A 13,096-nucleotide genomic window follows, 5' to 3' on the forward strand; every position below is an offset into this window, starting at 1 on the left:
GCTCCCTGGTGCGTCACAACCCACGAGCGGCATTCCTATGATGGGCGCACGACACCGCGGATCCCTTGACCACGAGGGGCCTCCCCACCCTGTGGTGTGGGGCGAGTGCCTCCGCCCGCAGCGGGGAGGCAGGTCCGACCGGTGCACGGCGGCGCGATGGTGGAGGGGTCGATGATCCAGGGGGCCGGTCAGGGACCCGCGGTGCGGGGCATGATGGTCATGCCGGTGGTGCCCGTGAACGCTGCGGTACCGCCGTACGCGGCCGACGAGGGCTACACCCCCACCGAACGGAACCTCCCGGTGGTCGGCCGCGGGCCCACCCCCGACGTGCCGACGGTGCCCCTCATGCCACCGGTGCCCGAACCCGAGGCGGGCGCCCCCGCCTCCGCGGACGGCCCCGGCCCGCTGTACGTCGTCGGCGACGTCCACGGCTACCTCGACGAGCTGCGGGCCGCCCTGCTCGCCCAGGGGCTGATCGACTCCCAGGACCGCTGGGCCGCCGGCAAGGCCCGCCTGTGGTTCCTCGGCGACTTCACCGACCGCGGCCCGGACGGCATCGGGGTCATCGACCTCGTCATGCGGCTCTCCGCCGAGGCCGCCGCGGCCGGCGGCTACTGCAAGGCCCTGATGGGCAATCACGAACTGCTGCTCATCGGCGCCAAGCGCTTCGGCGACACCCCGGTGTCCTCCGGCGCGGGAACCGCGTCCTTCCACGCCGCGTGGCTGCTCAACGGCGGGCAGCGCAGCGACATGGACCGGCTGCAGGACCACCATGTGCAGTGGATGTCCCGGCTCGACGCGATGGCCGAGGAGGACGGCCATCTGCTCGTCCACTCGGACACCACGGCCTACCTCGACTACGGCGATTCGATCGAGGCCGTCAACGACGCGGTGACCGAGACCCTTCAGCGCGCCGACGCCGAGGAGTGCTGGGACCTGTTCCGCAAGTTCACCAAGCGCTTTGCCTTCCGCGACCAGGGCGGCGCCGAGGCGGTCCGCGAGCTGCTCGGGGCGTACGGCGGCCGGCGCGTCGTCCACGGTCACAGCCCGATCCCCTATCTCACCGGCCAGGTGGGCAGTGAGGACGGCGAGGACGGCGGCGCGCCCGTCGTCGACGGCCCGCACGTCTACGCCGACGGACTGGCCATCGCCATGGACGGCGGCGTCACCATGGCCGGAAGGATGCTGGTCGCGCAACTGCCGCTGCCTGGCTGAGGATTACGCGGTCCGCTGCCGGGGCAGGTAGTCAGGTCCACGGTCGGGTCAATTTCCGGCAACACCTGTCACCGCGTGCCGTGGGCGCCCTACCATCGGCTTATCCGCAGCAGGCTCTCCTCCGTTTCCGCCCTTCCGCCCGGTGAGAATCGGCGTGCCAGGGCCTACGGAGCATCGGGGGATGCACATGAACAGCGCACCGCATCTGCTTCCCGAGGACCGCCCCGACTTCGCGCGAGTCCTCGACCAGGTTCTGCGTCATGCGCACCGGCGCCCGGAGCTCGGCGCCGTCGGCCGGCGGCTCAACGCCGAGCAGCTGCGCACCAGAGCCCTGGACGCGGCCCCGGAGATCGCGGCCCGCGCCGCGGCCGAGTACCGGCAGTACACCGAGCTCCGCGACGAGTCGCGCCGCGTCCCGCCGCAGGACGACGGCCGGGGCGGTGCCCCGGCGGTGAGCGGGAAGGACGGCAGGGGCGGGAACGGAGCGGGCTTCGCCGGAGCCGTCGGCGAGGTGGCCGAGAACTCCGGCGCCGGACTCCTCGCGGTCTTCGCCGTGCTGGCTCCGGTGCTGGCGGGCGCCGCGGCGGCGATCTTCCTGCTGATCGGCTACCTGCTCCATCTGGTCAGCCCCGAGCAGCCGATGGCGGAACCGATCATCACCGCCGGCTGGATCTTCCTCGCGCTGACCGCCGCGGGCATCGTCATCGCGATGTTCGGTCTGCTGTTCACCGCGCGGCGCGACGGCGCCGGCTCCCTGCGGGCCTCGGCCGAGGAGGACGGGACGAGCGAGCTGGCCCTGGCCCGGGAGGCCTGGCGGCAAGCCCTGCTCGACCGCGGCATCGTGCCGTTCCTGCGAGAGGTCCTGGAGGAGCCGCCGGCGGCCGGGCAGGCCACCGGAAGCCCGTACGGCGGCGCTCCGGACCCGGCCGGGGCCCCGGAGGCCCGCACGCCCCAACTCGGCTACAGCAAGCCGGGATTCAGCAGCCCGGCCACGGGCGACGACCCGGGGCGCGGCAGCACGCGCCCCAGCTTCAACAGCCCCGGCTTCTCCAGCCCGGACTACGGCGGCCCGGAGCACCAGCCGGAGTAGCCGCCGCTCCCGGCCGCCGGCCGCCCGTCCGTCCCGCCGCCCGGAAGCGCGTTCGCGCCGGAGGGGCGGGACGGACGGGACGGACGGGACGGGAACCGGGCTCGGTCAGTCGGTGACCGGCAGATAGACCCGGTTGCCCGCCGCCGCGAACTCCCGGGATTTCTCCGCCATACCGGCCTCGATCTCCTCCATCTCCCCGCCGTGCCGCCGGCGGATGTCCTGGGAGATCTTCATCGAGCAGAACTTCGGCCCGCACATCGAGCAGAAGTGGGCCGTCTTCGCCGGTTCGGCCGGGAGGGTCTCGTCGTGGAAGGCCCGTGCCGTGTCCGGGTCGAGCGCCAGGTTGAACTGGTCCTCCCAGCGGAACTCGAAACGCGCGTCGGACAGCGCGTCGTCCCACTCCTGGGCTCCCGGATGCCCCTTCGCCAGATCCGCCGCGTGCGCCGCGATCTTGTACGTGATGACACCGGTCTTCACATCGTCGCGGTCGGGCAGCCCCAGGTGCTCCTTGGGGGTGACGTAGCAGAGCATCGCCGTCCCCCACCAGGCGATCATCGCCGCCCCGATGCCCGAGGTGATGTGGTCGTAGCCGGGCGCCACATCGGTGGTCAGCGGGCCCAGCGTGTAGAACGGCGCCTCCTCGCAGATCTCCTGCTGGAGGTCGATGTTCTCCTTGATCTTGTGCATCGGGACATGGCCCGGGCCCTCGATCATCGTCTGCACGCCGTGGGCCTTGGCGACGGTGTTCAGCTCGCCCAGGGTGCGCAGTTCGGCGAACTGCGCCTCGTCGTTGGCGTCCGCGACGGAGCCGGGGCGCAGCCCGTCGCCGAGCGAGAACGTGACGTCATAGGCCGCGAGGATCTCGCAGAGCTCCTCGAAGTTCTCGTAGAGGAAGCTCTCCTTGTGGTGGGCCAGGCACCAGGCGGCCATGATGGAGCCGCCGCGCGAGACGATGCCGGTCTTCCGGCGGGCCGTCAGGGGGACGTAGCGGAGCAGGACCCCGGCGTGGACCGTCATGTAGTCCACGCCCTGCTCGGCCTGTTCGATGACGGTGTCCTTGTAGATGTCCCAGGTCAGCTCCTCGGCCCGGCCGTCGACCTTCTCCAGGGCCTGGTAGAGCGGGACGGTGCCGATGGGGACGGGGGAGTTGCGCAGCACCCACTCGCGGGTCGTGTGGATGTTGCGGCCGGTGGACAGGTCCATGACCGTATCGGCGCCCCAGCGGGTGGCCCAGGTCATCTTCTCGACCTCCTCCTCGATGGAGGAGGTGACGGCCGAGTTGCCGATGTTGGCGTTGACCTTCACCAGGAACCGCTTGCCGATGATCATCGGTTCGGTCTCGGGGTGGTTGACGTTGGCCGGCAGCACCGCACGCCCCGCGGCGATCTCCTCGCGGACGGTTTCCGGGGAGACGTTCTCCCGGAGCGCGACGTACTCCATCTCGGCGGTGATCTCACCGCGTCGCGCGTAGGCGAGCTGGGTGACGGGGGAGCCGTCCCGGCTGCGGCGGGGGCGCCGCGGCCCGCCGGGGAAGACGGCGTCGAGATTCCGCAGCCCGCCGCCGGGGCCGGTGGCCCTGAGGCCGTCGTCCTCGGGGCGCGGCGGCCGCCCGTCGTACTCCTCGGTATCGCCTCGGCCGGTGATCCAGCCCTCCCGGAGCGGCGCCAGGCCGCGCCGGACATCGGTGTCGACAGTGGGATCGGTGTACGGGCCGGACGTGTCGTACAGCGTGACGTCGCGGCCGTTGGTGAGGTGCACCCGTCGTACCGGAACCCGCAAGTCCGGGCGTGAGCCGGTCAGATGGTCCTTGTGCCATCCGATCGGCCCGTTCCCGTTCCCGCCGGGTTCCCGGGCAGACGTGTGCGCATCCTGAACGGTCATGAGACCTACTCCCTACGCCGGCATTACCCGGTACCAGGTTCGGCGGTCGGCGCAGCGGCTTCCGCGACGGTACGGCCGGTCCCGGCCACTCCGTGTACGGAGGTCAGCGCCCTCTCAGCCCGGTGCTCCGAGCTCCCGCGTGTGCAAAGGCAGCCCCCACGCTAACGCCGCCCCGGTGTTCATGACCAGAGGGCCCCTCTTCTTGCGATGATCTGGCGGTGACCTCGATCCCCGAAAGCCACGCGCACACCCACGCCCACGGCCCGGCGGCTCCCGTGTCCCGGAGACTGCGCAAGATCATCGCCGCGGTGCTGATCCCGTTCGCCGCGGCCGTCGCCGTCGGGCTGCTGGTGCTCTGGCCCGGTGGCACGCCGGGGCACGAGCCGAGCGGGGTCGGCATGGACCGGCAGATGGAGCAGGGCGAAGTCGTCGGCGTCGAGAAGGTGAAGTGCTCCGACGTGAACGCGGGAGGCGGACAGCCGCCCGGCGAGGGGCAGCCGGAGACGCCCGGCACACCGGGGGAAGCCCGTGGCGACATCTGCGAGAAGGCGACCGTGCGCGTCACCACCGGCGACGACAAGGGACGCGAGTTCACGGAGATCGTCCAGCCGGACTCCACCCGCCGGCTGAGCGAGGGTCAGGGCGTGGTCGTGGCGTACGCGCCGGACGCGCCCCGGGAGCTGCAGTACTCGGTGACGGATGTGGACCGCGAGGTTCCGATCTCGCTGCTCGCCGGGCTCTTCGCGCTCGCCGTGGTGGCGGTGGGAAGGCTGCGCGGGCTGTTCGCGCTGGTCTCCCTGGTCGTCAGCTTCGGGGTGCTGACGCTCTTCATCCTCCCCGCGATCCTGCAGGGGGAGAATCCCCTGCTCGTCGCGGTGATCGGCAGCAGCGCCATCATGCTGGCCGCGCTCTACCTCTGCCACGGGCTGACGGCCCGTACCTCCGTGGCCGTCCTGGGCACGCTGATCTCCCTGCTGCTGATCGGTGTGCTGGGGTCCGTCTTCATCGACTGGGCGAGGCTGACCGGCAACACCTCCGACGAGACCGGGCTCATCCACGGCCTCTACCCGGACATCGAGATGAGCGGCCTGCTGCTGGCCGGCGTCATCATCGGTTCGCTGGGCGTGCTCGACGATGTGACGGTCACTCAGACCTCGGCGGTGTGGGAGCTGAAGCAGGCGGATCCGACGATGTCGGCGCGGCGGCTGTACCGGGCGGGCATCCGGATCGGGCGCGACCACATCGCGTCGGTGGTCAACACCCTGGTGCTGGCCTACGCGGGTGCCGCCCTGCCACTGCTGCTGCTGTTCTCCATCGCGCGGAGCAGCGTCGGCACGGTCGCGCTGAGCGAGGTCGTGGCCGAGGAGATCGTCCGGACGCTGGTGGGCAGCATCGGGCTGATCGCCTCGGTGCCGGTCACCACCGGCCTCGCGGCGCTCGTCGTCTCGGCGGACCGGTCCGCCGCGGCCGTCTCGGCGCAGGGTGCGGGGACGGAGACGGGGCAGCCGCGGCGCGCGGAGGGCGGGCGGGGGCGCGGGCGCCGCCGCAAGCCGTGACCGCGCGGACGAAGGCGCCGGGTGTGCCGGGCCGGTGGCCGGCCGCGCCCGCCGCCGTCCGCGCGGCCCGGGAACTCAGCCCGCGTTGCGGGCCTGGGAGAGGATGCGGTCGAGTGTCTCCGCCAGACGGTCGTCGAAGTCCCCGGCGGACTGCTCCTGTCCCATGGGGACGATGCGGTCGGTCCGGTCGAGGAAGGCCACCAGCGGGGCCGCGCCCGCCCGGAAGGTGGCGCGGTCCTCGCCGACCTGGAGCCGGATGAAGACGTCGGAGAGCACGCCGGGGGTGACGGGAGCGATGTGTACGTCACCGTCACCGGTGGGCGCGCTCAGCCCGTCCAGCAGCAGATCGCGGGCGAATGCCCAGGTCACCGGTGCGTCGCCCGGCAGATGGAAGGTGAAGCGGACCGCGAAGGGGTCGGCCGGTTCGTACTCCAGCTCCACCGGAATGCGGAAGGAGAGCTCCTCGGAGACGAGGAAGCTCATCATCAGCTCTGCCTGAATCGTGTCGCGCATGGTCCACTGCCCCGTGTCGCTCGGGTGGCCTGTCCTGGAGCCTCCTCGGTCCTCCCGGCGCCGTGGTGCTCAACGCTCCGGCGGGACCGCTAGGAGTGGTGGTGCAGGTGTTTCAGGTGCGGGCGGGGCCACAGGGAAGTCCGCCCAGTGCGCAGCGTAGCCGTTTCGGCGCAAGGAGTTGCTGACCGCCATGGGGTCGGGGCGGAGAAAGACGACGGGATGAACGCGACGGCGCCGAGCCCCGGCCGGCGGGCCGGGGCTCGGACGCGGACCGGACACGGGCATCCGGCCGGCCGGTGGACAGGGCACCCGGCCGGCACCGGCGACGCGCTTCACCAGTCGCCGCGCGAGGACCCGTCCCGTGAGGCCGTGCCGAACTTCCGGACGACGTAGACCAGACCGGCCACCAGGGCGACGAACACCAGAACCTTGAACAGCAGTCCGATGATGAAGCCGACCACGTTCATGAGCAGGCCGCCGAACACGATGAGCGCCAGGACCGGAATGGCGACCCACTTCACCCACCACGGCAGACCTTCGAAGATCTCCTTGACCGCCACTGTCGTTCCCCTGCTTCCCGATTGCCGAGCCGGGATCTCCGGCTGCTTCCGATGCTAGACGCGCCGGGGGCGCGGCGGAGGGGCCGCTGCCCCCGTCCTTCCCTGACCCGTCCCCTACGGGGCCCGGAGGCGGTGGGTCAGCTCTCCGGGGGAGAGAAGACCACCATGACCCGGAGGTCCTCGCTGATGTGGTGGAACTTGTGCGGCACCCCGGCCGGTACGTACACGACACTGCCGCGGGCCACCGTGGTGGTCTCGGTGCCGACCGTGATCGAGGCCCGGCCGGTGATGACGACGTAGATCTCGTCCTGCCGGTGCGGCTGCTGCGGGTCGATCGACCCCGCGTCGAGCGCGTACAGCCCCGCCGACATGTTCCGCTCGCGCAGGAACTGCAGATACGCGCCCTCGTTCGCGGCGCGTTCCGCGTCCAGTTCGTCCAGCCGGAAGACCTTCATGCCCACCCCTCGCTCCGCCCCTCGGCTCAGCCCGTTCCGTCTGGGACGATCACACCATGACGAACTTCGTAGTCAAGACACTCGCCAACGCGGCCGCTCTGGCCGTGGCCATCTGGCTGCTCAAGGACATCACGCTCACCGGGGACAGCACAGGCGGCAAGACGCTGGCGCTGTTCCTGGTCGCGCTGATCTTCGGCGTGGTCAACATCGTGGTGAAGCCGGTGGTGCAGTTGCTGTCACTGCCCCTCTTCGTCCTCACCCTCGGGCTGTTCACGCTGGTCGTGAACGCGCTGATGCTGATGCTGACCTCCTGGCTCGCGGATCTGGTCGATCTCCCCTTCCACGTCGAGGGCTTCTGGACCGCTGTGCTCGGCGGCCTGATCATCTCCGTCGTCTCCTGGGCGGTGAACATGATGCTGCCCGACGGCCGCTGACCGGGACCGGACGGGACTGACCGATGATGGACGGATGAGCGAGATGACCGGAGACGGAACACGTGCCGTCCGGGCCGGGCTGCCCGAGCCGGTGGCGTACGAACCTTCGCTGCCCGGGCCGGTGTTCGCCGCCCACTACCACCTGCCGGGCGAACCGGTCGGTCCCTATACCTACGGCCGCGACGAGAACCCGACCTGGACCCGGCTCGAGGAGGCCATCGGGGAGCTGGAATCCCCGGGCACCGCGGCCGAGACCGTCGTCTTCCCGTCCGGGATGGGCGCCGTCTCGGCCGTGCTGCTCTCCCAGGTGCGCTCCGGGGACGCCGTGGTGCTGCCCAGCGACGGCTACCAGGCACTGCCGCTGGTGCGGGAGAGGCTGGAGGCCTACGGCGTCGAGGTGCGCACCGCGCCGACGGCGGGGGACGCACAGCTCGGGGTGCTCGACGGCGCGAAGCTGCTGTGGATCGAGACTCCGTCCAATCCCGGCCTGGACGTCTGCGACATCCGCCGGCTGGCGGGGGCGGCTCATGCGGCGGGCGCGCTCGTCGCCGTCGACAACACCCTGGCCACACCGCTCGGCCAGCGCCCGCTCGACCTGGGTGCCGACTTCTCGGTGGCCAGCGGCACCAAGGCGCTCACCGGGCACGGCGATGTGCTGCTGGGCTATGTCTGCTGCCGTGATCCGGAGCGGGCCGCGACGGTGCGGAAGTGGCGCAAGACCGCGGGCGCCGTGACCGGCCCCATGGAGGCCTGGCTCGCGCACCGCTCGCTGGCCACGCTCCAGCTGCGGGTCGACCGGCAGGCGGTGACCGCCCTGGCGCTGGCCGAGGCGCTGCGCGAACGTCCCGAGGTGACCGGACTGCGCCACCCCGGGCTGCCGGACGATCCCGCGCACCCGGTCGCCGCGGCGCAGATGCGCGCGGGGCGCTTCGGCTGCGTCGTCTCCTTCACCCTGCCCGACAGGGCGCACGCGGAACGCTTTCTGGCCGCCCTGCGGCTGGTCGACGAGGCCACGAGCTTTGGCGGCGTACGGTCCACGGCCGAGCGGCGCGGAAGGTGGGGCGGGGACGCCGTGCCGGAGGGCTTCATCCGCTTCTCGGTGGGTGTCGAGGACGCGGACGATCTGCTCACCGACGTGCTGCGGGCCCTGGACGAGGCGGCCGGCCCGGCGGCGCAGGGCTGACGGACCGCGACGGCCGGACGGCTCGAACCTCCCCCCTCATGGTTCGAGCCGTCCTCGGTTCCGCGCGCGAGAAACCGCTTCCACAAGGCTAGTTGACGGTCAGTCATTGTCCAATCACCCTGACAGTACAAACCTGGACGACGCCTGTGCCCGCCGGGCGCCCGTCTCTTCGCGGTGCGCGCCGACAGCGCATCTCGGGCGCCGGTGTTTCGATCGGGCCGCCCTGGGCCACATCAACCCCATGACCGAACGGTTGGTGGTCAAGCGCACCGCCCGCGCCATTCTGCTCGACGGCGACCACATGATTCTGATCAAGCGGACGAAACCGGGCCGTCCCCCGTACTGGATCACGCCCGGCGGCGGGGTGGAGCAGGAGGACGCCACCGTCGTCGACGCTCTGCACCGGGAGGTGGACGAGGAGCTGGGGGCGAAGGTCACGGATGTGGTCCCGGCCTTTGTCGACACCGTGGAGCACGCCACGGAGGACGGGGCGGCCGGGGTGAAGGTGCAGCACTTCTTCCTCTGCCGGCTGGAGTCGATGGACCCGTCCCGGCGGCATGGCCCCGAGGTCGAGGAGCCGAGCGGGGAGTACGAGATCGTGCGGATTCCCTTCACCCGCGTCGGGCTGGCGTCCGTAGAGGTCGTACCGCTGTCGCTGCGGCACTATCTGGACGGCAACATCGAGGGCGTACGGGCTCTCCACGCGCCGGATCTGGGCTAACCCTCCCCATCCCCGGCCCGATCCGTTTCACGTGAAACAGGCAGTTTCACGTGAAACGGATCCGGATGATCCCCGCTTCTAGACTCCTGACCATGAGCACCCTCGCGATCCGTCCCGCCACCCCGGACGACTTGGGCCCCATCGTGGCCATGCTGGCCGACGACCCTCTCGGCGCCCAACGGGAATCCCCCGACGACCTGGCCCCGTACCGCGCCGCCCTCGACCAGCTCACCGTGGACCCCAACCAGTACCTCATGGTGGCCGTACGGGACGGCCGACCAGTCGGAACCCTGCACCTCACGGTGATCCCTGGACTGTCCCGCCGGGGCACCACCCGCTCGGTGATCGAGGCCGTCCGCATCCATGCCGACGAGCGCGGGAGCGGGCTCGGCACCCGGCTCATCGGGTGGGCCGTCGACGAATCCCGGCGCCGGGGATGCGGGCTGGTACAGCTCACCTCGGACGCCACGCGTACCGACGCCCACCGCTTCTACGAGCGGCTGGGCTTCACCGGCTCGCACATCGGCTTCAAGCTCGGGCTCTGACCCGTCTCCGGCGCGTCCGCACCGCACGCCCGGGCATCACCGCGGCGGGTGGGCGTCGGCCGGCCGCCAGCCCTCCCCGTCCACTCCGCCCGGCACCGGCGCCGAAGGGTCGTACGGCTCCCGTGTGAAGACGAAACTGCCCAGATCCAGGTGGCTGAGAGAGCCGTCCGGGCGGCGGACGGCCCGGAGCGTTTCACCGAGGTAGTAGCCGTCCAGTCCGGTCCAGGTACCGTCCTGGGCGGCACGGAAGCGAGAGGTGCGGCCCGCGCCGGCGAGTGCGGCGAGCTCCAGCCCGCTGCCGGGGAGCAGCCGCAGCGCGAAGGGCGTCGGACCCCAGTACCAGGGGCCGGTCAGCTCCAGCAGCCCCGGATCGGCCTCGGGAAGCGGCCGCCAGGGCTCCGGGATCCGCGGCTCGCGCTCCGCCACGATCTCCACCAGATCCGCCGAGACCTGACCGACCGCGGGGCCGGAGGTGGCGTTGGCCATCACCAGTCCGGCGACATCCTCCTCGGCGCTGATCCACAGGGTCGCCAGATAGCCCGGCAGCGACCCCGTGTGTCCGGAGAACGCCCGCCCGTTCCTGCGGAACAGCTGCAGGCCGAGTCCGTATCCGGCGTCCCAGCCGCCGGGTGCCGGCACGGCGGCGGGACGGCGCATCTCGGCCACCGTCTCCGGGCCGAGCACCCGTTCGTCGCCGCGCATCAAAAAGGCGGCGAAGCGGCCCAGGTCCGCGGTGGTGGACCACAGCTGCCCGGCGGGGGCCATGATCCCGAGGTCCTCGGCCGGCTCGGGCAGCATGACGTCCGCCCACGGATGCACCGCCCAGCCCTTGGCGTAGGGAGCGCGGGGCCGCACGCCGGTGCGCGTCATCTCCAGTGGTTCCAGCACTTCCCGGAGGAGCGTCTCCTCCCACGGCTCCCCGCGCAGCTTCTCCACGAGGGCGCCGAGCAGGGTGTACCCGGGGTTCGAGTAGTGGTGCACCCGGCCCGCCGGATGCAGCACCGGCCGGTCCCCCAGCACGTCCGCGAGACCGGGCCGCAGCTCCCCCGGGCTCCGCTCCCACCACGGCCCGGGCGCCTCGGCGGCCAGACCCGCGCCATGGGAGAGCAGTTGGGCGATGGTCACCTCCCCCACGCCGGTGTCCGGCAGATGCCTCTCCAGCGGGTCGTCGAGCCCGATGAGGCCCTCCTCCCGCAGCCGGAGCACCAGCACCGCGGTGAAGACCTTGGTGATCGACCCGACGCGGTACTGCGTCCCGTCCCCCGGTGTCCCGTCCGCGGCCGTACCGCGCCCCGCGCTCCAGACGGTCCGGCCGCCGCGCACCACGGCCGCCACCAGGGACGGCGTCCGGCCCTCGGTCTGGGCCACGGCAATCCGGTGGTACAGCGCACGGACCGTCTCGGGCAGAAGATCTTCGAAGGAGGCAGTCATGGGCCAACTCAAGCAGGCCGGATCAGGTCTGTGCCATGTCGACGAAGCGGGAGTAGTGGCCCTGGAAGGCGACGGTGATGGTGGCCGTCGGGCCGTTGCGATGCTTGGCCACGATCAGGTCCGCCTCGCCGGCCCGGGGGGACTCCTTCTCGTAGGCGTCCTCGCGGTGGAGCAGGATCACCATGTCGGCGTCCTGCTCGATGGAGCCGGACTCGCGGAGGTCGGAGACCATCGGCTTCTTGTCGGTCCGCTGCTCGGGTCCCCGGTTCAGCTGCGACAGCGCGATGACCGGGACCTCCAGCTCCTTGGCGAGCAGCTTCAGGTTCCGGGACATGTCCGAGACCTCCTGCTGGCGGCTCTCCGGCCGCCGGGATCCGCCGGACTGCATCAGCTGGAGATAGTCGATCACGACGAGCTGGAGATCGTTCCGCTGCTTCAGCCGGCGGCACTTGGCCCGGATCTCCATCATCGAGAGATTCGGGGAGTCGTCGATGTAGAGGGGGGCCTGGGAGACGTCCGGCATCCGGCGGGCGAGCCGGGTCCAGTCCTCGTCCGTCATGCTGCCCGAGCGCATGTGGTGCAGGGCCACCCGGGCCTCCGCGGACAGCAGGCGCATCGCGATCTCGTTCCGGCCCATCTCCAGGGAGAAGATGACGCTCGGCATGTTGTTCTTGATCGAGCAGGCCCGGGCGAAGTCCAGGGCGAGGGTGGACTTGCCCATCGCGGGCCGGGCGGCGATGACGATCATCTGGCCCGGGTGGAGCCCGTTGGTGAGCGAGTCGAGATCGGTGAAGCCGGTCGGCACCCCGGACATCTGGCCGCTGCGGGAGCCGATCGCCTCGATCTCGTCGAGCGCGCCCTCCATGATGTCGCCGAGGGGGAGGTAGTCCTCGCTGGTGCGCTGCTCGGTGACGGCGTAGATCTCCGCCTGGGCGCTGTTGACGATCTCGTCGACGTCGCCGTCGGCGGCGTATCCCATCTGCGTGATGCGGGTGCCCGCCTCGACGAGCCGGCGGAGCACCGCGCGCTCGTGGACGATCTCGGCGTAGTACTCGGCGTTGGCGGCCGTGGGGACCGACTGGACGAGGGTGTGGAGGTACGAGGCGCCGCCGACGCGGGTGATCTCACCGCGCCGGGTCAGCTCGGCGGCGACGGTGATCGGGTCGGCCGGCTCGCCCTTGGCGTAGAGGTCGAGAACGGCCTGGTAGACCGTCTCGTGCGCAGGGCGGTAGAAGTCGCTGCCCTTGAGGACCTCCACCACATCGGCGATGGCGTCCTTCGAGAGCATCATGCCGCCGAGGACGGACTGCTCGGCGTCCAGGTCCTGGGGCGGTACCCGCTCGAAGCCGGACCCTCCGCCCGGGCCGGCCCACGGGTCGTCCCGGCCGCGGTCGTGCTGGTCGGTGCGGGCGCGCTCGCCCCGGTGGGCGGGGCGCGACGCGGGCAGCCGCTCGCCCGGGCGGACGTCCGGTGCCCAGGTGTCTTCCATGTCCGGCTGGGTCATTCCGGCAC

The 13,096-nt window shown here is 71.5% G+C and carries 13 protein-coding genes and 1 riboswitch; of the genes, 7 read left to right on the forward strand and 6 right to left on the reverse strand.

Annotated features, from left to right (window positions below; translation table 11 throughout):
* Positions 1-171: 171 nt before the first annotated feature.
* Together LIX60_RS15150 and LIX60_RS15155 are read left to right on the forward strand one after the other, a co-directional pair.
* Positions 172-1,215, forward strand: coding sequence for a metallophosphoesterase (locus LIX60_RS15150; RefSeq protein ID WP_374117859.1), 1,044 nt, complete (start codon positions 172-174; stop codon positions 1,213-1,215).
* 187 nt (positions 1,216-1,402) lie between these two features.
* Complete coding sequence (locus LIX60_RS15155) at positions 1,403-2,305, forward strand: hypothetical protein (protein ID WP_374117860.1); 903 nt, start codon at positions 1,403-1,405, stop codon at positions 2,303-2,305.
* 105 nt (positions 2,306-2,410) lie between these two features.
* On the opposite strand, the gene thiC is transcribed toward LIX60_RS15155, so the two are convergent.
* Positions 2,411-4,186, reverse strand: a complete 1,776-nt coding sequence (gene thiC / locus LIX60_RS15160) for a phosphomethylpyrimidine synthase ThiC (protein WP_019707409.1) — start codon at positions 4,184-4,186, stop codon at positions 2,411-2,413.
* Positions 4,179-4,335, reverse strand: a riboswitch (TPP riboswitch). It overlaps the preceding gene by 8 nt.
* Positions 4,336-4,404: 69 nt before the next feature.
* Between thiC and LIX60_RS15165 the strand changes: the two genes are divergently transcribed.
* Positions 4,405-5,742 (forward strand): YibE/F family protein, encoded by a 1,338-nt coding sequence (locus LIX60_RS15165; protein ID WP_227958886.1) that lies wholly within the window; start codon positions 4,405-4,407, stop codon positions 5,740-5,742.
* Between the two features lie 75 nt (positions 5,743-5,817).
* Here the strand turns inward: LIX60_RS15165 and LIX60_RS15170 are convergent, their stop codons facing one another.
* From LIX60_RS15170 to LIX60_RS15180, 3 genes are all read right to left on the reverse strand, one after another.
* Positions 5,818-6,255: an SsgA family sporulation/cell division regulator gene (locus tag LIX60_RS15170; protein WP_030543712.1), complete on the reverse strand. Its 438-nt coding sequence runs from the start codon at positions 6,253-6,255 to the stop codon at positions 5,818-5,820.
* Positions 6,256-6,587: 332 nt separating this feature from the next.
* Positions 6,588-6,815, reverse strand: coding sequence for a DUF5326 family protein (locus LIX60_RS15175; RefSeq protein ID WP_227958887.1), 228 nt, complete (start codon positions 6,813-6,815; stop codon positions 6,588-6,590).
* A 137-nt stretch (positions 6,816-6,952) separates the two neighbouring features.
* On the reverse strand, positions 6,953-7,270 hold the full coding sequence (locus LIX60_RS15180) for a cupin domain-containing protein (protein ID WP_043464479.1): 318 nt from the start codon (positions 7,268-7,270) through the stop codon (positions 6,953-6,955).
* Positions 7,271-7,326: 56 nt separating this feature from the next.
* Here LIX60_RS15180 and LIX60_RS15185 point away from each other — a divergent pair, with 56 nt between their 5' ends.
* From LIX60_RS15185 to LIX60_RS15200, 4 genes are all read left to right on the forward strand, one after another.
* Entirely contained in the window at positions 7,327-7,704 is a 378-nt protein-coding gene (locus LIX60_RS15185; protein WP_227958888.1) for a phage holin family protein, read from the forward strand.
* 43 nt (positions 7,705-7,747) lie between these two features.
* Positions 7,748-8,887: a cystathionine gamma-lyase gene (locus LIX60_RS15190; protein ID WP_227962777.1), complete on the forward strand. Its 1,140-nt coding sequence runs from the start codon at positions 7,748-7,750 to the stop codon at positions 8,885-8,887.
* Positions 8,888-9,128: 241 nt separating this feature from the next.
* Positions 9,129-9,608 carry an NUDIX domain-containing protein gene (locus LIX60_RS15195; protein ID WP_043464474.1) on the forward strand — a complete coding sequence of 160 codons (480 nt, stop codon included), beginning with the start codon at positions 9,129-9,131 and terminating at the stop codon, positions 9,606-9,608.
* A gap of 92 nt (positions 9,609-9,700) precedes the next feature.
* Positions 9,701-10,153 (forward strand): GNAT family N-acetyltransferase, encoded by a 453-nt coding sequence (locus LIX60_RS15200; protein WP_227958889.1) that lies wholly within the window; start codon positions 9,701-9,703, stop codon positions 10,151-10,153.
* A gap of 36 nt (positions 10,154-10,189) precedes the next feature.
* Here the strand turns inward: LIX60_RS15200 and LIX60_RS15205 are convergent, their stop codons facing one another.
* Together LIX60_RS15205 and dnaB are read right to left on the reverse strand one after the other, a co-directional pair.
* The gene (locus tag LIX60_RS15205; RefSeq protein WP_227958890.1) at positions 10,190-11,584 is read right to left on the reverse strand and encodes a serine hydrolase; all 1,395 of its coding nucleotides are present in this window, start codon (positions 11,582-11,584) and stop codon (positions 10,190-10,192) included.
* Positions 11,585-11,606: 22 nt separating this feature from the next.
* Entirely contained in the window at positions 11,607-13,088 is a 1,482-nt protein-coding gene (gene dnaB / locus LIX60_RS15210; protein ID WP_227958891.1) for a replicative DNA helicase, read from the reverse strand.
* Positions 13,089-13,096: the final 8 nt, after the last annotated feature.

Origin of the sequence: Streptomyces sp. S07_1.15, from assembly GCF_020739505.1 — a bacterium.
GTDB classification, from domain to species: Bacteria; Actinomycetota; Actinomycetes; order Streptomycetales; family Streptomycetaceae; genus Streptomyces; species Streptomyces xinghaiensis.

Excerpts from the sequence above, each read along its gene's own strand:
- LIX60_RS15150 (WP_374117859.1), top strand. The coding sequence starts at position 172 with ATGATCCAGGGGGCCGGTCAGGGACCCGCGGTGCGGGGCATGATGGTC.
- LIX60_RS15155 (WP_374117860.1), top strand. The coding sequence starts at position 1,403 with ATGAACAGCGCACCGCATCTGCTTCCCGAGGACCGCCCCGACTTCGCG.
- thiC (WP_019707409.1), bottom strand. The coding sequence starts at position 4,186 with ATGACCGTTCAGGATGCGCACACGTCTGCCCGGGAACCCGGCGGGAAC.
- LIX60_RS15170 (WP_030543712.1), bottom strand. The coding sequence starts at position 6,255 with ATGCGCGACACGATTCAGGCAGAGCTGATGATGAGCTTCCTCGTCTCC.
- LIX60_RS15180 (WP_043464479.1), bottom strand. The coding sequence starts at position 7,270 with ATGAAGGTCTTCCGGCTGGACGAACTGGACGCGGAACGCGCCGCGAAC.
- LIX60_RS15185 (WP_227958888.1), top strand. The coding sequence starts at position 7,327 with ATGACGAACTTCGTAGTCAAGACACTCGCCAACGCGGCCGCTCTGGCC.
- LIX60_RS15190 (WP_227962777.1), top strand. The coding sequence starts at position 7,748 with ATGACCGGAGACGGAACACGTGCCGTCCGGGCCGGGCTGCCCGAGCCG.
- LIX60_RS15195 (WP_043464474.1), top strand. The coding sequence starts at position 9,129 with ATGACCGAACGGTTGGTGGTCAAGCGCACCGCCCGCGCCATTCTGCTC.
- LIX60_RS15200 (WP_227958889.1), top strand. The coding sequence starts at position 9,701 with ATGAGCACCCTCGCGATCCGTCCCGCCACCCCGGACGACTTGGGCCCC.
- LIX60_RS15205 (WP_227958890.1), bottom strand. The coding sequence starts at position 11,584 with ATGACTGCCTCCTTCGAAGATCTTCTGCCCGAGACGGTCCGTGCGCTG.
- dnaB (WP_227958891.1), bottom strand. The coding sequence starts at position 13,088 with ATGACCCAGCCGGACATGGAAGACACCTGGGCACCGGACGTCCGCCCG.